The organism is Rhodococcus sp. MSC1_016, from assembly GCF_023667485.2.
Classification (GTDB): Bacteria; Actinomycetota; Actinomycetes; order Mycobacteriales; family Mycobacteriaceae; genus Rhodococcus_F; species Rhodococcus_F oxybenzonivorans.
Genome location: NZ_JAMOZI020000001.1, coordinates 3,982,259 through 4,003,881 on the forward strand (window position 1 = coordinate 3,982,259; position 21,623 = coordinate 4,003,881).

12 protein-coding genes are annotated in these 21,623 nt (G+C 68.1%); all 12 read right to left on the reverse strand.

Features of this window, described 5'->3' with window-relative positions; all coding sequences use genetic code 11:
- Positions 1-19 precede the first annotated feature (19 nt).
- Complete coding sequence (locus L1080_RS18415) at positions 20-9,187, reverse strand: non-ribosomal peptide synthetase (protein ID WP_250774955.1); 9,168 nt, start codon at positions 9,185-9,187, stop codon at positions 20-22.
- A gap of 159 nt (positions 9,188-9,346) precedes the next feature.
- Entirely contained in the window at positions 9,347-10,906 is a 1,560-nt protein-coding gene (locus L1080_RS18420; protein ID WP_250774953.1) for an amino acid adenylation domain-containing protein, read from the reverse strand.
- Positions 10,903-11,937: an HAD-IIIC family phosphatase gene (locus L1080_RS18425; protein WP_250774950.1), complete on the reverse strand. Its 1,035-nt coding sequence runs from the start codon at positions 11,935-11,937 to the stop codon at positions 10,903-10,905. Before L1080_RS18425 ends, L1080_RS18420 begins: the two co-directional genes overlap by 4 nt.
- A 5-nt stretch (positions 11,938-11,942) precedes the next feature.
- Complete coding sequence (locus L1080_RS18430; protein WP_250774947.1) at positions 11,943-12,947, reverse strand: 3-oxoacyl-ACP synthase; 1,005 nt, start codon at positions 12,945-12,947, stop codon at positions 11,943-11,945.
- The gene (locus L1080_RS18435; protein WP_250774945.1) at positions 12,944-14,041 is read right to left on the reverse strand and encodes an acyl-CoA dehydrogenase family protein; all 1,098 of its coding nucleotides are present in this window, start codon (positions 14,039-14,041) and stop codon (positions 12,944-12,946) included. Before L1080_RS18435 ends, L1080_RS18430 begins: the two co-directional genes overlap by 4 nt.
- Positions 14,038-14,337 (reverse strand): acyl carrier protein, encoded by a 300-nt coding sequence (locus tag L1080_RS18440; RefSeq protein WP_159920038.1) that lies wholly within the window; start codon positions 14,335-14,337, stop codon positions 14,038-14,040. Before L1080_RS18440 ends, L1080_RS18435 begins: the two co-directional genes overlap by 4 nt.
- A gap of 44 nt (positions 14,338-14,381) precedes the next feature.
- On the reverse strand, positions 14,382-15,524 hold the full coding sequence (locus tag L1080_RS18445; RefSeq protein WP_250774942.1) for an LLM class flavin-dependent oxidoreductase: 1,143 nt from the start codon (positions 15,522-15,524) through the stop codon (positions 14,382-14,384).
- Between the two features lie 44 nt (positions 15,525-15,568).
- Entirely contained in the window at positions 15,569-16,945 is a 1,377-nt protein-coding gene (locus tag L1080_RS18450; RefSeq protein ID WP_250774932.1) for an NtaA/DmoA family FMN-dependent monooxygenase, read from the reverse strand.
- Positions 16,942-18,084 (reverse strand): LLM class flavin-dependent oxidoreductase, encoded by a 1,143-nt coding sequence (locus L1080_RS18455; RefSeq protein ID WP_250774928.1) that lies wholly within the window; start codon positions 18,082-18,084, stop codon positions 16,942-16,944. The genes L1080_RS18450 and L1080_RS18455 overlap by 4 nt, the downstream gene beginning before the upstream one ends.
- Entirely contained in the window at positions 18,077-19,726 is a 1,650-nt protein-coding gene (locus tag L1080_RS18460; RefSeq protein ID WP_250774926.1) for a dipeptide ABC transporter ATP-binding protein, read from the reverse strand. The genes L1080_RS18455 and L1080_RS18460 overlap by 8 nt, the downstream gene beginning before the upstream one ends.
- A complete protein-coding gene (locus L1080_RS18465) occupies positions 19,723-20,643 on the reverse strand; it encodes an ABC transporter permease (RefSeq protein WP_236603395.1) in 921 nt (306 codons plus the stop codon). The genes L1080_RS18460 and L1080_RS18465 overlap by 4 nt, the downstream gene beginning before the upstream one ends.
- Positions 20,636-21,622, reverse strand: coding sequence for an ABC transporter permease (locus L1080_RS18470; protein ID WP_159920028.1), 987 nt, complete (start codon positions 21,620-21,622; stop codon positions 20,636-20,638). Before L1080_RS18470 ends, L1080_RS18465 begins: the two co-directional genes overlap by 8 nt.
- Position 21,623 lies beyond the last annotated feature (1 nt).

The window sequence follows — 21,623 nt, forward strand, 5'->3', positions numbered from 1 at the left end:
GAGTTGGTCAGAAGTTCGGTCAGAATTCGTAGGTAGCGGGCGCGCGGACTTGCGTTGCGTCGGCAGAGTGCGAGATCACCTCGGCCTGCGCGGCGACCGTGACGACGTCGAACAGCCGGCCCACCCGGAGGGCGCCCGGCCACCGGTCCTCGAACCGCCGCGCAAGTTCCACGACACGGACAGAATTGCCGCCGACGTCGAAGAACCCGTCCTCGCGCGAGAAATCTTCATGCCCCAGCACTGCCGCCCACTCCTCGGCGACGGCGCGCTGCACCTCGGTCCACCGTTGTCGTGACGTGCGGTCGGGTGCCTGCGCTTCCGGAATCAGTGCACGCAACGCATCCTCGTCGACCTCGCCGTCGGGGCTGCGCGGCACCGCACCGAGCGCGAAGAACTGCGCGGGCACGAGTCGGGATTCGAGGCGCTGGGCACCGAATGCGCGCAGATCCTCGGGCGTCGGCAGAACCGCCGCAGTTGCCGCCGGAACCCAGAACAGCGTGATTCCCGCCGCCGTCGTCAGCGCGACCGCCTCGCGGATTGCGGGGTGAGTCTTCATGATGTCCGGAATCGAGTGAAGCGGGGAGCCGTCGACGCCGACGAGGCGTCCCGACCGTGTCCACCGAGCGAGCCGGCCGGTGCGGACCATGCGGGATCCGGGGGCGCCGAACGGATTGGCGACGACAGTGGTGGCCGCCTCCCGCGGTGACAGGTCGTCCGCCGCGGACTCGGCCAGGTACACCGCGCCCGTCGCCCCCTCGGGTACCAGATGCAGGTAGGAATCGAGAACGAAAGTGCCTGCCGCCAAGCTGTGTTCGCGGAGCTGCCGCCGGTCGGCGGGACCGAGGAGATCGATCTCGTCGACGGCGATACCCGGCTCCGCGACTGCGGCCGAGAGGATTCTGGTGAACCGGTCGGCGAGAGTATGGATGGTCTGCTCGTCGAACAGGTCGGTGGCGTAGGTGAAGGCAGCGGTCATCCCGGTCGGCGACCCGGACTCGTCGTGGCGTTCACGAAGGGTCAGTTGCAGGTCGAACAGGGACACCGTGACTTCGGGTTCGAGCACCTCGACATCGAGGTGTGGGAGCGGAAGCGCGGGGTACTGGGTGTTCCGGAATTCGAGCAGCACCTGGAACATCGGCGAATGCGACTGCGAGCGAGGCGGATTCAAAATCTCCACCACTCTCTCGAACGGCACGTCGGCGTGGGTGTATGCAGCGAGGTCGGTGTCGCGGACCCGCCCCAGAAGATCGGCGAACGTTCCCGAGACCTCGGTCCGGAGGACGAGGGTGTTGACGAACATTCCGACGACGTCGTCGAGGTCCGCCTCTCCGCGTCCGGCGACGGGTGATCCGATCACGATGTCGCGGGTGCCCCCCGACCTGGACAGCAGTAGCGCGAACGCCGCGTGCACCACCATGAAAACGGTGCAGTGCCGCGACCGTGCGAGCGCTACGACATCCCTGTGCATGTCCTCGTCGATGGTGAACGTCCAACGGTCGCCGGCACCGGATCGATGCGGCGGCCGTTCCCGATCCGCGGGTAGCTCGGTTACCACCGGCGCATCGGCGAGGACGGCTCGCCAATAGTCCAGTTGCCGGGACATCAGGGAGTCGGCGTCGTCCTCCGAACCCAGAAGTTGCCGCTGCCACACGGTGTAGTCGGCGTACTGGACCGGCAGCGGGTCCCACCCCGGCGCGCGGCCCGCGGCTCGGGCGGTGTACGCCGTGAGAACATCCCGCGCCAGCGGGACCATCGAGAACCCGTCCGCGGCAATGTGGTGCACCACGACGACGAGCAGGTGGTCCCGTTCGCCGTATTCGAACAGTCGCGCCCGCATCGGGACTTCGGCGGCCACGTCGAACCCTGTCGACACCAACTCTGACAGGGGTGCCTCTCCCGTGGTCACCACCGTGAGCCCCGCGACGTCGTGAGCGTCGATGATCACCTGGGTGGGCCCCGCGACCCCGTGGGGATACCGCGTGCGCAGCGTCTCGTGCCGGATCACCACATCCGTGAGTGCGGCGGCGAGCGCGTCCACGTCGAGTGTTCCCGAGAGCCGCACCATCATCGCGATGTTGTAGGCGGGCGAGGCGGTGTCGATTTGGTTGAGTAACCACATCCGGTGTTGCGCCCACGACAGCGGGAGCGGGTCCGGCCGTTGCACCGCCGTCAATCTGGGCCGGTCGGCAGCGCCTCTGCCCTCGATCCGTCCAGCCAGGGCCCGCACTGTGGGGGCCTCGAACACGTCGCGCACCCCGATGCTCGCGCCCAGTGCGGCGTTGATCCGCGCGACGACCTGTGTCGCTGTCAGGGAGTTGCCACCCGACGCGAAGAAGTCGTCGTCGGCGCCTACGGCACCGCTTCGGAGCACTTCCGCGAAGATGCCGGCAATCATCGACTCGAACGGCGTGGTGGGTGCCCGGAAGACACGCGGGGCGAGCTCGGGATCCGGGAGTGCCCGCCTGTCGACCTTTCCGTTCGGACCGAGCGGCATTCGATCCAGGACGGTCACCGTGGCCGGCACCATGAACGGCGCAAGGACGGATCCGGCGAAGAGCAGGACTTCAGTGCTGTCGAGATCCACATGCTCGTCCGCCGTGACGTAGCCGGCGAGCACCGCCTGCCCGGCCGGGGTGCGGCGAACCGTGACCACCGCCTGCGCGACCCCGGGGCAGCGGGTGAGCACCGCCTCGACTTCTCCCGGCTCCACCCGCTGTCCACGCAACTTCACCTGAAAATCATTGCGGCCCACATACTTCAGTAGACCGTCGGGTGTCCACCGCATGAGGTCGCCGGTACGGTACATCCGCGAGCCCGCGCGGTCGAACGGGTTGGCCACGAACGAGGCGGCGGTCGAACCGGGCTTCCGGTGATAACCGCGCGCCAACCCATCCCCCAGCATGTACAGCTCACCGACCACTCCGACGGGAACCGGGCGCAGCCACTCGTCGAGGAGGAGTTCGCGGATGCCGCGGATCGGACGCCCGATCCGCACGGGGTCGCCGGGCGCCATCGGGGCCCCGATGTTGGACACCACCGTCGTCTCCGTGGGCCCGTAGGCGACGAGCAGGGTGCGCCCGGATGCCCAGCGGTCGAGCAACTCCGGTGGACAGCGTTCCCCGCCGACGACAAGGGTGCGGAGGAGGTGCAGGCCGCGCGGATCGACCGTGGCGAGCACGGCGGGGGTCACGAAGGCATGCGTGATGCGCTCGGAGGCCAGCAGATCCGTCAGCGCGTCGCCGCCGTACACCTGGGGTGCCGCGATCACCAGTCGGGCGCCCGCACCGAAGGCCATGAGGTACTCCAGCATCGACGCGTCGAATCCGGGCGCCGCAAGATTGAGCACCCGGGACGCGGCGGTCGTGGCATACCGGATGTGCTGCTCGACGGTGAGATTCTGCAGCCCGGTGTGGGTGATCACCACACCCTTGGGCGTTCCGGTCGACCCGGACGTGTACATCAGATAGGCGGGATGTTCCGGGCGCAGCGCGGCGACCCGGTCGCCGTCGGTGATGGGATGGGACCGCCACCGCCGCGACGGACCAGGGTAGTCGAGGTGTAGCCACTCCACACCGTCGGGCATCCGGTCGCGCTGTTCGGCGACCGTCAAACCGACGACCGCGCCGGAATCGGCGAGGATGTCGGCGATCCTCGCCTGCGGCAGACTCGGATCGACCGGTACGAAGGATGCCCCCGACTTCGCCACCGCCCACACCGACACCACCAACTCCACCGACCGGACGAGGCCGATCGCCACTTGGTCTTCCGGGCCGATTCCGCGATCGATCAGCACCCAGGCCAGCCGGTTCGACCAGTCGTCGAGTTCGCGATACGACATCACCGCGTTGCCGTAGGACAACGCGACGGCATGCGGATCGCGTTGCGCCGCAGCAGAGAGAATGTCCGGCAGCAACCGGGGCGCTTCGGCAGGGTGTCCGCCGACCGGAACCAGCGCCCCCCGCTCGTCGGGAGTGAGCACATCGATGCGCGCCAGGAGAACGTCGGGCGATGCCACGATCGTGTCGAGCAGACGCACGAACCGTTCGGCGAACGCGTGCACGGTCGCAGCGTCGAAGATATCCGTGGCGTAGGTGAAGCCACCACTCATTCCCGCCGGGGAGCCGTCCTCGGCGAACTGTTCGATCAACGTCAGCTGCAGGTCGAAGGTCGACACGGACACGCCGAGATCGATCTCTTCCACCGTGAGACCCGGTAGGGCCGGCGTCGGCCGTTCGACGTCCTGGAACTCGAACAACACCTGGAACAACGGCGCGTGTGACGTGGTGCGCGGTAGGTCGAGCGCCTCGACTACCCGCTCGAAGGGCACGTCGGCGTGCGCGAACGCCTCGAGGTCACGGTCCCGGACGGTGTGGAGCAGGTCCGCGAAGGAGCCGGAGCCGGGAACCGGGGTCCGGAGCGCGAGAGTGTTGACGAACATCCCGACCAGGTCGTCGAGGACCGTTTCGCTACGACCGGCGACCGGCGACCCGATCACCACGTCACTCGTGCAGGTCAGGTTCCCGAGTAGTACCGCGAACACCGCGTGCGACACCATGAACACCGTCACCTCGTGTTCTCGCGCGAGGTCCCGCAGCCGCTCGTGCAGGCGTGCGTCGACGGTGAACGACACGCCCGCCCCGGCGAGTGACCGCACTTCCGGACGAGGACGATCGAGCGGTAGGTCCGCCACGATCGGCGCATCGGCGAGCATGGAACGCCAGTATGCGAGTTGCCGGGACATCAGGGAGTCGGGGACGTCCGCCGATCCGAGCAGCGCCCGCTGCCACCTGCTGTAGTCGCCGTAATGCACGGGCAGCGGTTCCCACCGCGGCGCGTGGCCGGCCACCCGAGCCGCGTAGGCCGCCGTCACATCCCGGGCGAGTGGGCCCAGGGACAGCGCGTCCGCCGCGATGTGGTGCACCACGAGAGCGAAGACGTGCTCGCTCGGCCCGACTTCGAACAGTTCCGCCCGCAAGGGCACCTGCGTCGTGAGATCGAAGCCTGTCGCCAAAGCCGACGAGATTCGTTGGCGCAGTTCGCTTTCTCCTGTCACCGCCACCGCGCGGAGGCCCGGCAGGGCGTCCCTCACCGGGAGCACCGACTGCACGGGGGTGTCTCCGGCCAGCGGGAACACGGTCCGGAGAATTTCGTGACGGTCCACCACATCGATCAATGCTGCCTCCAGCGCGGCGGCGTCGAGAGGCCCGCGCAATCGGAAGGCCGCCGCAATGTTGTAGGCGGGCGACGTCGTGTCGAACTGGTCGAGAAACCACATCCGCGTTTGCGCGAGGGACACGGGCACCGGCGAGGAGCGATCCGTCGGGACCAGCGGTGGCCGCGTCGTCGTCGCAGCCTCACCCACACGAGTGGCCAGCAACCGGATCGTCGGGGCCTCGAAGAGGTCGCGCACGCCCACACCCGCACCGAGTTCGGTCTGGATTCGGGCCGCGGCCCTGGCGGCGATCAGCGAGTTGCCGCCCAGTCCGAAGAAGTCGTCGTCGACACCGACGGACGGCACGTTCAGCAACTCCACGAAGACAGCCGCCAGCGCCTCCTCGACGGCAGAGCCCGGTGCGACGAAGTCCGCACGGGCCTGCACTACCGGAGACGGAAGGGCCGCCCGGTCGACCTTGCCGTTGACGGTGAGCTGCAGCTGGGTGAGAACGGTCACCGACCCGGGAACCATGTACGAGGGAAGAGCGGATTCCGCTGCCTCGAGGATGGCCCCCGGGTCGATGAGCGCCCCCGGTTCGGGTACCACGTACGCGGCAAGGGCCGGGCCGGTCACCTCGTTCCGGTGCAGCGTCACCACCGCCTGCGCCACCCCGTCGCAGCGGCCCAGCACCGATTCCACCTCGCCGAGCTCCACGCGGAATCCGCGAATCTCGACCTGCTGATCGTCGCGCCCGAGGTACTCGAGACGTCCGTCCCGGCGCCACCGCACCACGTCACCGGTCCGGTACATGCGCGACCCGGACGTGTCCGCGACGAATCGGGATGCCGTGAGCCCGGCGCGGCCCAGATAGCCGCGCGCCACTTGCGGTCCCGAAACGTACAGTTCGCCGGCTACGCCCACCGGCACAGGGTGGAGTCGTGGGTCGAGCACCGATACGCGGAAACCCGGAATGGCCCGCCCGATCACACTCGTCCATGCGGCGGCTGCGAACTCCGGGTCGAGGGCAAGGTGACTGACATGCACCGTCGTCTCGGTGATGCCGTACATGTTGACGAGTACGGGCGCGTTGTCGTCGTGCCGCGAGTACCAGCGCGCGAGCTGCCCGAGGTCGAGAGCTTCACCGCCGAGCACGACGTATCGCAGCGGGAGTGGTTCGGCGTCTTCGTTCGTGGCTTCCGCCTCGATCAGCTGGGCGAACGCTGTGGGCGTCTGGCTCAGCACCGTCACCCGTTCTCGGCGCAGCACTTCGAGGAACTGTGCCGGCGAACGGGTGGCGTCGAAGTCGGCGACCACGAGCGTCGCCCCGTGGAGCAGAGCGCCCCATAGCTCCCAGACGGAGAAGTCGAACGCCGGTGAGTGGAACATCGTCCAGACGTCGGTGTCGTCGAACCGAAACAGCTGCTCGGCGCTCGCGAAGAGGGCCACCACGTTTCCGTGCGTCACTGCCACGCCCTTCGGCCTCCCCGTCGATCCCGACGTGTAGACCACGTACGCCAGCGAATCCGGGTTGATCGGCGCCCGCTCGGCGTCCGTCACCGGCAGCTCTGAAACGGCGTCGAGCTCGCCTTCCTCCGAATCGAGCAGGAAGACAGGGATATTCGACGGCGCCAGTGCCGCTGCGGTGTCCTGGGTGGCGAGAAGGCACACCGGTCGGGCGTCGTCGAGCACGAGCGCCGACCGCTCACCGGGGTGATCGACGTCGATCGGGAGATACGCCGCACCGGCCTTGACGACGGCGACCAGCGCGACCACCAGCGCGGCCGACCGCGGTGCCGCGACCGCGACCAGGGATTGCGGACCCACCCCCCGCGACAGAAGCTGCCGCGCAAGACGATTGGATCGGGCGTCCAACCGGCCGTACGTGAGCCGTTCGCCGCCCGCCACGACCGCGGTGGCATCAGGTGTGCCTGCGGCCCGCACTGCGAACAGCTCCGTCAGCGTCCGACGTGGGGGCGACGTGGGGCGCGTCGACCACTCGAGGAGAAGCGTGTGCTCGGCCGGCGCGAGCAGATCGATGTCGCCGACCGGGACGGACGGGTCGTCGAGGGCGGTCTCCGCGACTCGGAGCAGCCGATGACCGAAGCCCGAGACTGTGCCGTCGTCGAACAAATCTGCGGCATAGGTGAATCGGGCCCACTCATGTCTTTGGTCCACGGTCACCACCAGGTCGAGATCGCCGAGGTCCCGGCCTCGGTCTCCGTAGTCGAGCAGCACTTGGAACAGTGGCGCATGCGCTCGGGACCGCGGCGGGTCGAGCGCGTCCACGATCTGCTCCCACGACACGCCGCGGTGAGCGGCCGCCTCTCGTGCCGCGTCCCGCACCCTCTCGACCACCTCCGTGAACGGTTCGCTGCCGCGCAGCCGGGTCCGCGACACCAGTACCTCCGCGTCCACCGCCGCTCCGACGACCACGTCCGCGGTCCGCGCTACCCGCGACAGCAGCAGTGCGAGCGCAGCGTGGACCACCGTGAACACGTCGGTGCGGTACTCGGCCGCGAACATCGTCAGCCGATGCTGCAGAGCTGCGCCGATCGCCACCTCCACGGCGGCGCTGCGCCCGGACGGCCGGGGTGGCCGGGGCCGGTCGGCAGGCAGCTCGATCAGCGGCGGCGCATCCGCCAGCGTCCGCGTCCAGAAATCCAATCTGGCTGTGTCTTCGTGGACGGTGCTGATCGCGGCGTCCGCGTCCGCCCGGAGGAACTCGTCGAGCAGTTCCACGAACCGGCGGTGGTGGGCACCGACCTCCTCGGCGTCGTACCGGTTCGGGTTCGCCAGGAAGTGGACGAAGGTCTTCACCGGCGCACCGCTCTGGTACACGTCGACGAGCAGATCATCCACCGGCCCGGACGTGACGATGTGGTATTCGCCCACGAGGGAGCCGAGCCTCAGCTCCTGGTGGAAGAGCATCACGTTGACCATCGGCCCGGACAGCGTGTCGGCGGCGCCCGCCCCGGCGTCGCGGCGAATGTCCCCGAGCCCGAAACGCTGGTGTCGCAGGGCACCGAGCAAGTCGAGCCGGACTCGTTCGACCAGCTCACCCACCGTGTCTTCGGGCCGGATCTCCACCGGCAGCGGCACGATACCGGCCACCATGCCGCCCGAACGTCGCAGAACCGCTGTCGTTCGCGCCGACACCGGGATAGTGACCAGCACGTTCCGGCGTCCTGTCATGCGTGCGAGGTAGCAGGCGAACCCGGCGATGATTTTCGCCGTGCCGTGCTGCCCGGTCTCGCGCAGCGCACGCTCGGCCGCCTCGGGCAGCGGTCCCGCGATGTCGGTGCTGTCGATCACCGCGGGTGCGGCCCTGCGAGCCAGGCTCGGCGCAGGACCGAGCCCGGCGATCCGCTCGGCCCAGAACTGGCGGTCCGCGGCGAAGCGGCTCGATGATCGGTACTGCTCGTCCACGTCGAGGAGGTACCGGGGATCGACAGCCTCATTCGGTGGCGGCTCCCGGTTCGCAGTCGCTGCACTGTATCGGACCGCGATCCGGTTGAGCATCGTCATTGCGCCGTAGCCGTCCAGCGCCACGTGATGAATCTTGCTGTACCACAGGTAGTGCTCGTCGCCGACCCGCAGAATCGAGGATTCGACGAGGCGGTCGTGGGTCAGGTCGATCGGCGTGGCGCAGTCCGCCCGCATCCACCGGCGAGCCGCGTCTTCCGGGTCGACCTCTCCGCGGAAGTCGACCAGCCCGATGGATCGGTCCGTCGAAGGGTCGACCAGCTGGAACGGGCGGCCCTCGACTTCGATCAGACGCAGGAACGGCGACCCGAACTCGTCGGCGGCGGCCACCGTGGCAGACATGAGGAGATCGACGTCCAGCGTTCCGTGCAACTCCACATACTGCGCGATGCACAACGGCACGTCCGGTGCGAGCTGCTGCGCCAGCCAGGCCTCGTACTGCGCGGCGGACAGTGGAAACGGTGAGGCCGGTGAAGCGGGGAAACGGGCGGGAGCGTCGGCGACACAAGCGGGTTCGCCGGCCGACACCCTCGCTGCTCGTCGCTCCATCGCAATCGCATCCCAGCCAAGGCCCCCATCGCCTTCGCATCCGGGAGCAACCAACCACGGTGACGGACTACCTGCCCTCACCCTGACCACGCAACGAAATCCCCGAGAAGATCGAGACTGCCTCCAATCCAGCACACTGTCAACCGCCGCCACCGCCGTTCATCTCGGGCTTTCCAGCAATGTCCGCAGCGCCGCTTCGTCGACCTTGCTGCTCGCCGCGAGGGGAAGGGCGCCGAGCGCCACGAAATGGGCGGGCACCGCCTGCGCGACGAGACGCTCGGTGCAATGCGCGATCAGGTCGCGGGTGGTGGGCAGGATCGTCGCCGCCGGGGCAGGAACCCAGAAGGCGGTGAGGGCGGTGTCGCCGTACTCGTCCACGGTCGCGAGCACCACCGCCTGACGGATCGCCGGGTGACTCTCGAGCACCGACTCCACCGCGTGCCGCTCGACCCTCGCTCCCCGCACCTTCACCTGACCGTCGACCCGTCCGCAGAATTCGATGTCGCCGTGGACATCGACGCGTGCGAGGTCACCCGCGTGGTACATCCGGGAACCTGGATTTGTGGCGAACGGGTCGGCCACGAATCTGGCTGCGGTGCCCGCCGGGCGATGCGCGTATCCCGCCGCGATCTGGGGACCACCGAGGTAGAGATCCCCCACCGTTCCCGGCGGCACAGGAACGAGCTTCGCGTCGAGGATGTGCGCCGTTGTCGCCCCCAGCGGCCTGCCGATCGGGGCGATCGACGCGGGCAGCTCACGCACCCGGTGCGCGATGCAGCTGACGGTGGTCTCGGTGGGCCCGTACTCGTTGCCCAGCGGCACGCCAGGCAGCACGGCACGGTGCCGTTCGACGAGTGTCCTGGGAAGCGCCTCGCCGGCCAGGGTCACCCACTGCAGTTGCGAGCGCAGCGGAGCGAGGTGCGGCAGCAGCAGGCGGTAGAACGACGGTGTCGCGGCCAGATGGGTGGCCCGCCACTTCCCTGCGAGCGCTGCGACGGCCTCGGCATTGCGCATACCGCCCGCGTCGGGGAGCACGCTGGTGCCGCCGGTGCAGAGCGCCCAGATGGTCTTCAGCAGGGCGCCGTCCCACGTCAGACGAAACGCGGAGAACGTGACCAGATCGGACTCGTCGTAGTCGTAGTTCCGCCCCGCGACCATGCTCGCCAGATTGGCACGGGTGACCACGACGGCTTTGGGAACACCGGTCGTTCCCGAGGTAGTGATCACATAGGCAGGTGCGCCTGCGGGGACACGTTCGGGAAGGCCGATCGCACGTGACCGCGGCGGTAATTCCCCGTGCCGGTCGATCAATGCAGGCACGCCGGCACCGGCTTCACAGGCGAGGGCACCGACACCCTCCGTGGAGGTGGCCGGGTCCGAGGAGTCGAACACGATGGCCCCGCAGTCGACGTCCGACAGCAGGGCGCGCAGTTGCATCGCCGGGTGGCCAGGTTCTATGACGCACCAGGCGGCGCCCGCCCGCAGAGCGGCGATCATCGCCACCATCGTGTCGGTGCTCTGCTTCCGGTAGATCAGAACCACCCGGCCCGGCCGCACGCCGGTCGACACCAGCTCGGCGGCGAGTTCCGCACTCGCCGAATCGAGATCGGCATAGGTCAGGGCTCGCTCCCCCACCGCTATCGCGATCCGCCCGGGAACCCGTGAGCATTGCTCGAGGATCCCCGCGATCACCTCGTCACCCGGACACCAGGCGCTCATGGCACCGCGCTCACGATGCGGACGTGATCGGTGTTCGGTCCACCGTGAGCAATGCCGTTGTGCCGCAACAGCAACCGATCGTGGTCCGTCGCGGCGACCTCGAACCCACCGAAACGCAGGGTCACAAGCATCACGCGGTTGACCTCGGTGGCCACGAATTCCGCACAGGGCTGCTGTCCGCGCGCCCGCGCCCGGTCGACGACATGCTGAATCAGGGCCGCGCCCACTCCGCGGGACATCACGCGGCACGACATCAACAGCAACTGGAGCACCGAGTCGTCTCCACGAAACTCCGACACCGCGAGTCCGATGGTTCCGTATACACCGAAACGGTCCTCCAGGGCAGCCACGAGCACCTCGTGGCGATCCGAACGGCACAGTCGGCGGAGTTCGTCGATGCCGAAGGTGCGACCGGTGGTGTTGAGTTGATGTGAACGCACGGTCAGTTCGTGTGCCCGTGCCAGGTCCTCGTCCTCTGCCGTGCGCACGGTCATCACCAAACCCAGCGAGGCGAGGAACTCGGCGCTCGACCCCGCGAAAACCTCCTCACAGCTCTGCCGGATCCGCTCGGCGCGGTACAGCGCGCGGCGCCCCGCTGCCTCGGCCGTGATCGACTCCGGAGTCAGCTCGGGCAGATCGGGGAAGGAAGCGATACTCTCGGCCGGATAACACCGCACCGACGGCAACGCCCCGGCGACTTCGGCGCGCTCGACCGGATCGTTGTCGACGAAGGCCACCGTGTCGAGGCCGATATTCAGCGTGTCCGCTATCCGCCGGACTGCACCGGATTTCGGCCCCCAGCTGACGTCGACTGCGCAGAACAGTTCCTCGAGGCCATGGGCGCGCAGATGAGCGACAGCGGGTTCGAACTCTCCGCGGCTCGCGATGGCGTGCAGAATGCCGCGGCGGTCGAGCACGTCGATCGTGCGCAGCACTTCGGCCTTCGGCACCGGGACATCCTGCTCGAGCACCACCCCGTCCCAGATGGTGTCGTCGAGGTCCCAGACCACGCACTTGACGGTCTGCTCCATTGCGCTTACTTCCCGTTCTCGGTCGGATCCGGCAGTCGCCGCAGGAGTGCGCTACTCCACGCCGCGACAGGACTGCTGTTCATGAGTACGGCATAGTCCCCCGGCCGCTGCGACGCCGCCGCGGCTTCCAGGTTGAGCGCGACGTCGACGGATCCGAGGTGGCCGAACCGGGCCAGGTTCGCGCGGCACACCGGGTCGATGGGCACATCGAGGGCTTCCTGCCAAAACGCGAACGCACCGGCCGAAAGGTTCTGCATCAGATACGTCCCCACCCTGTCGTGTTCCACACCGTTGCGTCCGAGAAGCGCAGCATTGATGTCGGTGAAGCGTTTCCGGCTCTCGACGGCCAGCCGGAACGAGTACGTCGGCTCGTCCGTGCATTCTTCGGTCCAGTCGGCCTCGCGCACGTTCCGGTAGTCGATGCGGAACAGGTCGGAGTACTTTCCGTCGCTGCGGACGATCTGGTCGACGAGTTCGTATCGCCCGGTCCCCGACGTCGTCAGCAGCACCGCGGCCGCACCGTCCCCGAGCAGTGTCATCGGTGAGCGGTAGCGGGCTCGCGTGGGCGTCTTCGCCGCAGCGACGACCAGAACGTTGTGGCAGTGGGGGTCTCCCCGAAGTAATGCTGACGCCAGTGCGAATCCCGCGGAGATGGAAACGCAGCCCAGGTCACCGACGCCGGTAGTGAAGGCCTGAGTCGCGCCGAGCCGGTGTTGCAGCCGGGTGGCCTCGGAGGCGAGCAGATACTGCGGAACCCTCCCTTGCACGAGCAGGAGGGCATCGAGCTGGGTCGGGTCGATGTCCGCAGCGCGCAGCAACGCGGTGGCGGCGGCGTGAGCCATGTCCGACTCGGACTGACCGATGCCGATCCGAACGGTGTCGATGCCGAGGGACAGGGCGTGCTCGCGCTGCGCCACAGGAAGCTGATCGAGTTCCGGCAGACCCGCCACGGTGACCTCGTCGTCCGGGAACCACAGCGCGATCGAGTGCAGGGCGACGGGGGCGGTCATCGAACACCGCCGGCCAGCACGTACTCACCGATCTGCAATTCGGCGACCTCGGTGGCGCCCTCGATGATCTGCATGACCTTCGCGTCCCGGAAGAATCGGCCGACCCTGCTGTCTCCGGCGCATCCGGTGGCGCCGAGGATCTGGACTCCCTGCTGGCTCAGCGTCACGGCTGCGCGCGCAGCGGCGTACTTGGCGGCAACGGTGGTGAAGAGGGCGGTGTGCTCGCGTGCGTCGCGTTCCTGTGCGGCGCGTTCACAGAGGGCGCGCGCACCGGCGACCTCGACCCAACCGCGGCCGATCATCGACCGCACCGCGTCTTGCTCGGACAACACGGCAGTGCCCTGCACCCGGGTCGAGGCATGAGCCACCGCATCGGCGAGGCAGGCCCGGGCCATCCCCGCGCACCCCCACGCGATGGTGTACCGGCCGTGGTCGAGGGCTGTGCCGGTGACGTGGGACAGACCGAATCCGGGCGGCGCTATGACGTGGGTCGCGGGTATGGACACGTTGTCGAGTTCGATGTGCGCCACCCGTGTACCGCGCATGCCGAGCTGCCCCTGTACCGGTTCCACGGTGACCCCCGGCGAACTCGTTTCGACGAGTGCGGTCGTGAGGCCGCCGGACGTCTGTCCGAGGACCAAAAGTACGTCCGCGACCTGGCCGTAGGTGACCCACAGCTTCCTGCCCGACACCCGGTAATCGGAACCGGCGGGGTCGAAGGTGGTGGCCACGCAGGAGAGTTCGGTTCCAGCACCGGCCTCGGTCGCCGCGAACCCCGCGAGGAGCTCACCGGTCGTCAGCACCGGCAGCCACTGCTCCCGTTGTTCGGCACTTCCCCATCGGTCGAGGGCGGCATTCACCATTCCCTGCACCGTGAGGAGCGACCGCAGCGACGTGCAGACAGCTCCCAGTCGTTCTGCCACCGAGCCCAGTTCGGCTGCGCTCAGGCCGAGGCCTTTGCAGGCGGGGGTCCGGTCCAGACCCAGGACACCGGCCCGGGCGGCGGCGTCGATCACCTCGGTAGGAAGCCCCGACTCGTCCCATGCGACCGCATCCGTCTCCGCTGCCGCGACGAGAGTGTCGATCCCGATCACGGCGACGCCCCGTCCGTGGCCCGAACCTGCTCGCCCCGCTTCCTCCGGATGAACTCGGCGACACGGGCAGCGGTGCGAAAGTTGTCGAGGTCGAGGTCCTCAACCTCGACCACGACGTCGTGGGAGCCCTCGATGTAGGTGACGATCTCCAGGGCCCGCAGAGAACTCACCAGGCCCAGCGTGAAGTAGTCGTCGTCGGGTCCGAGATCCGTCGACGTGATCGAACTGAGGTACTGCCGTAGCTGCTCGACCAACCCGTCAGAAGGCTCGGGCACAGGGGCGTGTGCTGTGTCCATGAGCGGGGGATGCCCACTTGGACCAGCGTTCAACCATCGCGGTGTCAGGCAGCGAGTAGTCGGGGCAGCCCCCATTCCCGCGCAAGCAGCTCGTAGGAACGCAATCGGTCCGCGTGGTCGTGGGTGACGCTGGTGACCACCAGTTCGTCCGCGGCGGTGACTTTCCGCAGGCTGTCGAGCCGGTCGGCAACGGTGGCGGGTGCCCCGACGAACTGCGTGATCAGCCGGTCCTCCACCGCTGCGCGTTCGGTCTCACCCAGCGGCGGGGTACGGCGGGGATCCGGATACGGGATCGCACCGTGCCCGCTTCGGATGCTGTGGGTCCAATGTCCGAAGGTCGATGCCAACTCCCGGGCTGCCGCGTCGTCCTCCGCCACCACGGCGTCCGCGGAGACGACGACGTACGGTTCCCGCAGTACCCGTGACGGCCGGAAGGCGGCCCTGTATGCCTCGACGGCGTCGATCGTCGTCGCCGGACTCACGTGGTAGTTGGCCCCGAAGGGCAGCCCGAGCCGCCCGGCGAGTTCTGCGCTCGGGCCCGCGCTGCTCCCGAACACCCACAGCTCGACGTCGGCGCCCTCCCCCGGACTCGCGTGGAGGTCGATGCCGTCCTCGGTGCGGTACGTGCCCTCGAGTAACGCGAGGATGTCGTCCACCTGGTCTTCGAACTCGGGTGACCGTGCCCCCGGCTGCTGTAGCACCGACATCGACGCCGTGAGCCGCGGTGACAACAGCAGTTCGGACGGGTCGAACGGCGCCGGAATCACGACGCCGTCCCGAATCTCGGTCGGACGCCGCGGCAACGAAGACTGGTGTCGGCGTTCGCCGACCGCCTGCAGTGCCTGCGCCCTGCGTTGACCCGACCGCCCCAGGCCGAGGTCCACGCGCCCCGGGTACAGGGCATCAACAGTTCCGAACGCTTCCACCACTGCTGCTGCCGTGGTGTGCCCCAGCTGGACGGCAGCGGCGCCGACACGCAATGTGCTCGTCGCCGCAGCGAGGATGCCGACCAGCACGGCGGGTGACGAACTTGCGACGCCGACGAAGTGATGCTCGGCAACCCAGTACCGCTTGTAGCCCCACAGCTCTGCGTGCTGGGCGAGGTCCACGGTGTTGCGCAGCGCGGCTCGGGCGGTGGATCCCTCGCTGACGGGCGACAGGTCGAGGACGGACAACGGGGTGACCATCTACTGCCGGTCCTGTTCGAATCCAGTGGCTTCCGACGCTGCGGTCATGATGCTCGTACTCCTTCGTTCTGGTGGTGCGGATGGCTCAGCCCGAGATGGCTGCGCAGGGTGGTGCCCGAGTATTCGGTGCGGAAACTGCCACGGTCCTGCAGGAGCGGCACCACCTTCTCGACGAACTCGTCGAGCCCGGCCGGTGTGAGGTGCGGCACGAGGATGAAACCGTCGCAGGCGTCCGACTGCACATAGTGGTCGATGTCCTCGGCCACCTGGGCCGGGGTGCCCACGAACTGCTGCCGGGCGGTGACCGCGATGATCAGCTCACGGATGCTGAGCTTCTCCGCCTCGGCTTTCGCCCGCCATGCCGAGGCGATCTCCCGCGGATCCTTCACGTGCCGGACACGGCCGCGGGTGATGTCCGGATTGTCGGCGGGTTCGACGTCCGGAAGGGGACCGTCCGGGTCGTATCCGGAAAGGTCACGTCCCCACACCTGCTCGAGGAATGCGATGGCTGTCTGGGGACCTACCTGCTGGTGCCGGATGTGATCGGCCCGTTCGGCGGCATCCGCCGCCGTATCACCCAGAACGAAGGTGGCCGCGGGGAGCACCTTGAGGTCCTCGGCTCTGCGCCCGTACTTCGCCAGTCTGCCCTTGACGTCGGAATAGAACGTGCGGCCGTCCTCGAGTGTGCCGTGCACGGTGAAGATGGCGTCGGCCTGAGCCGCCCCGAACTCGCGGCCCTCCTCAGAATCCCCCGCCTGCAGCAGCACCGGATGACCCTGGGGGCTGCGGGGTACCGTGAACCGTCCCCGCACATCGAACTGCGAACCCGAAAAGGCGACCTCACGGATCGACGACTCGTGCGCGAAAACCCCGTGCTCCCGGTCGATCACGAGCGCGTCCTGATCCCAGCTGTCCCAGAACTTCCGCGCGCCCTCGATCACTTCACTTGCGCGGACGTAGCGGTCTCTGCGGTCGAGATATCCCCCGCGCCGGAAGTTTTCGCCGGTGAAAGCGTCCGAGGAGGTGACCATGTTCCACGCAGCCCGGCCGTCCGACAAATGATCGAGTGACGCGAATTGCCGCGCCAATTCGTACGGTTCGTTGAAGGTGGTGTTGATCGTTCCGGCCAGGCCGAGGTGGGTCGTCGCCCCGGCCAGCGCACCGAGCACGGTCAGGGTGTCTGGCCGGCCGACGACGTCCAGGTCGTGGATCCGTCCGCGGTGCTCACGCAACCGCAGGCCCTCGGCGAGGAAGAAGAAGTCGAACAACCCGCGTTCCGCTGTTTTCGCCAGGTGCACGAACGAGTCGAAATCTATCTGGCTCTTCGACTCGGGGTCGCTCCACACCGTGGTGTTGTTCACCCCCGGGAAGTGCGCTGCGAGGTGTATCTGCTTGCGGGGCACCGGTCGCGATGTCGTCATGCCGAAAGTCCTGTTCGGGTGAAGTGATTGGTGGGACGGTCGAAGCCGAGGCGTTCCCGCAGTAAACGCACGTCGCCTCCGTCAGGTCGCAGTAGCGGCAGTACTGCCTCGGCGAGGGTGTCCAGTCCGGAGGGAAGCGCGAGCGGGCGGAAAGTCACGCCGTCCACCTCGCCCGCCCGCGCCACGTTCGCGACGAGATCGGCCAGTCCCGCCGCATCCCCCCGGTAGAGGAGCGATCGTGGTTCGTACCCGGTCCCGGCCCAGTTCTCGAGCTGGGCGAGGTCCCGGGCGGCGCCACTGTGGTCGGCGGCGAGCAGCACCTCCACGTCGAGAAGTATGCGGACCGCGCTCCTGTCGCGGCCCGCCTCGACCACGTCGCGGGAAATGTCCGCCGCAGCCCGCCCGGCCGCGTCGACGGTGAGGCCGCTGATGCGGATCACGTCGGCGTGCGATACGGCCACCCGGCGGGAATGTTCGTCGTGCACACCGAGCACGACCAGCGACTGGCCTTGTGGTGAGCGCGGTGTAATCGACGGCCCCTTCACGGAGAAGTGGGTTCCCTCGAAGTCGATGTAGTGCAGTTTGTCCCGGTCGACGAATCGGCCGGTGGCGACGTCGCGGATCTCGGCGTCGTCCTCCCAGCTGTCCCACAACAGACGCACGGCTTCGATGGCCTCGCTCGCCTCCGACCACAAATCTTCGTCGTCCTGGGGTTCCTTACGGCCGAACAGCTGGGCCTGGGCTCGACCGGCCGACACGTCGACCTGCCACCCCGCGCGACCCAGTGAGGCATGGTCGAGACTCGCGATGGCTTTCGAGACGTGGAACGGCTCGGTGTGGGTCACGGTCACCGTCGGGACCAGACCTATGGTCCGGGTGCTCGTCACAGCCCGTGACGCGATCGCGACAGCGTCGAGTTGCCCCCGCTGTTCGGCGTGACCCGTCGAGGCGAGGGCGAAGGAGTCACCGAGGAAGGCGAGGTCGATGCCGGCCCTGTCGGCAACTCCCAGGAGCCCGGTCCAGTAACCGGCCGTGAAGAGATCTTCTGCGCGCGAGTCGGGGCGACGCCACGCCTGCGGGTGCAGACCGGCGCCGTGCAGGTCGACGGCGATGAGGGGGTGGTGACGAAGTTCAGGCATGAATGGCTTCCTCCAGCTGTGCTGACGGTGGGCGAGCGATGGACCGCCCGGGGATCGCGTCGAGCAGCTCCCGGGTGTAGTCGTGACGTGGTGTTTCGAATATCTCGGCGGTGGTGCCGAATTCGAGGATGCGACCGGACCGCATCACGGCGACCGTGTCACTGATCTGCCGGACCACCGCGAGATCGTGCGAGATGAACAGGTAGCTGAGGCCGAGTTCGCGCTGGAGGGTCTCCAGTAGATCGAGTATCTGCGCCTGCACCGAAACGTCCAGAGCGGACACCGGCTCGTCGAGCACGAGAAGTTCCGGGTGCAGTGACAGCGCCCGGGCAATGGCGACCCGTTGACGCTGGCCGCCGGACAGTTCTGCGGGTTTCCGTGCGAGGTAGCTGCGCGGCAGCGCCACCTGTTCGAGGAGTTCGGCGACCCGCTCCGCTCGTTCGGCCTTGCTCCCGATCCCGAAGGCGCCGAGCGGTTCGGCCACGATGTCGGCGACGGCGAGTTTGGGATCGAGCGAGGCGTACGGATTCTGGTAGACGAGTTGAACTCGCCGGCGGAGGGCACGCAGGGCGCCACCCCGCAGCGTCGTGATGTCCGCTCCGTCGAACTCGATGCTGCCACGAGACGGCGTCTCCAGTCGGATCGCGATGCGGGCCACCGTCGACTTGCCGGATCCCGACTCGCCGACCAGGGACAGCGTGCGACCGCGCGGAACCTCGAAGGACACGTCCTCGACGGCCTCGATCGCTGTCTTCCGGTCGATCCGGAATGTTTTCGACACCCCCGAGACGCGCAGGAGCGGGTCGGCCACGGTGGACGAGTGGTCTGTGCGCCGGGGTGCCGCGGACAGGCTGGGCGCGGCTGCCAGCAGTGCGCGCGTGTACGCATGCTGCGGCTGCGTCAGGATCTCCCGGGTGGGCCCCGACTCCACCACCTCGCCGCGGTTCATCACGATGATCCGATCGGCGCGGTCGGCCGCGACACCCAGGTCGTGCGTGATCAACAGGACTGCGGTCCCCGACTCGGCGGTACGCGCAGCCAGGTGATCGAGGATCCGGCGTTGAACCGTGACGTCGAGTGCGCTGGTGGGCTCGTCCGCGATCACCAGTTCGGGGTTGCAGGCCAACGCGATTCCGATCAGGACGCGCTGCCGCTGGCCGCCCGACAGGTCCTGCGGATACTGCCGGGCACGCACCTCGGGCTTGTCGATCCCGGCCTCGGCGAGAATGCGCACCGCCTCGATTCCGGCCGTCCGCCGGTCGGCGAGACCGTGCACCCGCAGCACCTCGGCGACCTGAACCCCCACCCTGATCACCGGGTTGAGCGAGGTCGTCGGGTCCTGTGGCACCACCCCGATCCTGGCGCCGCGGATGCGCCCCAGTGCGCGCTCGGGCAGGGTGTCGAGGCGCTCGCCGTCGAAGGTGACGGTGCCGCCGATCGCGCGTCCGCTCCCCGCCAGTAGCCCGAGAATCGCGTGCGCGGTGGTCGACTTACCGGAGCCGGACTCGCCCACCACGGCCACCACTTCCCCGCGCGAGACCGTAAGGTCGACGCCCGTCACGGCCAGAACTGGATCGCTCACGCTCCCGTACGCCACCCGCAGTCCGGAGACCTGCAGCAGCGGGGTGTCGTTCGTGCTCATCGCGACTCTCTCTGTTCGAGTGCATGCCCGAGGCGGTGTGCCGACAGCACGACGGCCACGATCACCAGGCCGGGCAAGGTGGTCATCCACCACGCCGTCGCGAGGTAGTTGCGGCCCTCGGAGATCAGCGAACCCCACTCGGGTGTCGGTGGTACCGCCCCGAATCCGAGGAAGCTCAACGACGACACCGCGAGGACCGCCATGCCGAACTCCACGGCGGCGAGGGCGACGACGGGTGCGTAGGAGTTCCGCAGGATGTGCCGGTGGAGCACCGTGTGCCACCGGACTCCCGACGCGAACGCGGCCTCGACGTAGAGTGACCGGCGCACTCGCAGCACCTCTGACCGCATCACACGGGCGAAGTTCGCGATCAGGGAAACACCCACGGCCACAGCGACGTTGACGGTGCCGAATCCCAAGGCCGTGACCAGTGCGAGGGAGAGCAGCAATGCCGGAATGGACAGCAACACATCGACGAGTCTCATCAACACCGCATCGACCGCTCCCCCGGCCGCACCGGACAGCAGACCGATCAGCGAACCGACAACCAGGGCGATCCCCACCGCCAGCAGGGTTGCGGTGAGCGAGAGTCCGGCACCGTGAACGACTCGGGTGTACACGTCCCGGCCGATGTTGTCGGTCCCGAACCAGTGCGCGGCGCTCGGGGCCTGCAGCTTCTGCGCGGGCACGCCGGTGAGTGGGTTGCCGCCCGCGAATACGGAGGGCGCCACCGCACACCCGACAGCAAGCAGGAGCACGACGGCGGAAGTCACGAGCACGAGATTGCGACGCAACCAGGCCGTGACACTGCGCCGGCGGGTAACAGGGAAGAACCCGGCCACGGGTGTGAGTATGCGCGGAGACGCGCCGACATCGACGACCTCGCCCGTCACCTCCCTCGTGAGGATGTCAGACATGAACGATCTCCTCCTTTTTCGTGTGCTCCATGCTCGCCCGCTTCCTGCCCTCGACGATTCGCGGATCGATCAGCGGGTAGAGCAGATCCACGGCGAGGTTGACGAGGACGTAGGCAAGCGAGCTCAGTACCACGATTCCCTGGACCACCGGAATATCCTGCGCCATCACGGAAGTCTGCGTGAGCCGCCCGACTCCGGCTCGTGAAAACACCGTTTCGACGACCACGGACCCGGCCAGCAGCGTGCCCACCAATACTCCGGCGATGGTGAAGGCGGGGATGCTCGACAACCGCAGCGCGTGCCGGGTCTGGATCCTCCACCGGGAGGCTCCTTTCGCCCGGGCGGTGTCGATGAACGGCTGCCGCCACGTGGTCTGCAGACTCGCGGCGAGCACCTGGGCGATCACGGCGCCGGTCGGCAGCGCGAGAGTGACCGCGGGAAGCACCAGGGTCGCGATTCCCTGGTCGCCGAACGCCGGAAAGGCTTTCAATCGAAACGAGAACAGCTGCAGCAGAATAAGACCTACCCAGAACGTCGGCACCGCGACACCGAGCGGGGGCAGCGAGAACAACAGATTCCGTACCCCGCGCACCCTGGTGTACGTGGCGACGAACGCTACCGCGGTCCCGAACACCACGGCGAGAACGAGCGCCACGGACGCGAGCGCGAGGGTGCTGGGCACCGCGTTCCCGATGGCCTCGGTCACCGACTGCCCGGTGGCGATCGAGTATCCGAAGTCACCGCGAACGGAGTGGCTCAGGGAGTTCCAGTACTGCACCCATACCGGCTGGTCCAGGCCGTACCGCGCCTGCAACTCCGCAACGGCCGCCGCATCGACCGTCGTCCCCGCTGTTGCGGAATCGACCGCGATGCTCACGGGGTCCGAAGGCAGTAGGAACAGGACTGCGAACGACACGGTGAATGTTGCCCACAGCACGCCCAACGCCTGCAGGACACGGGATCCGAGGTATCGAGTCATC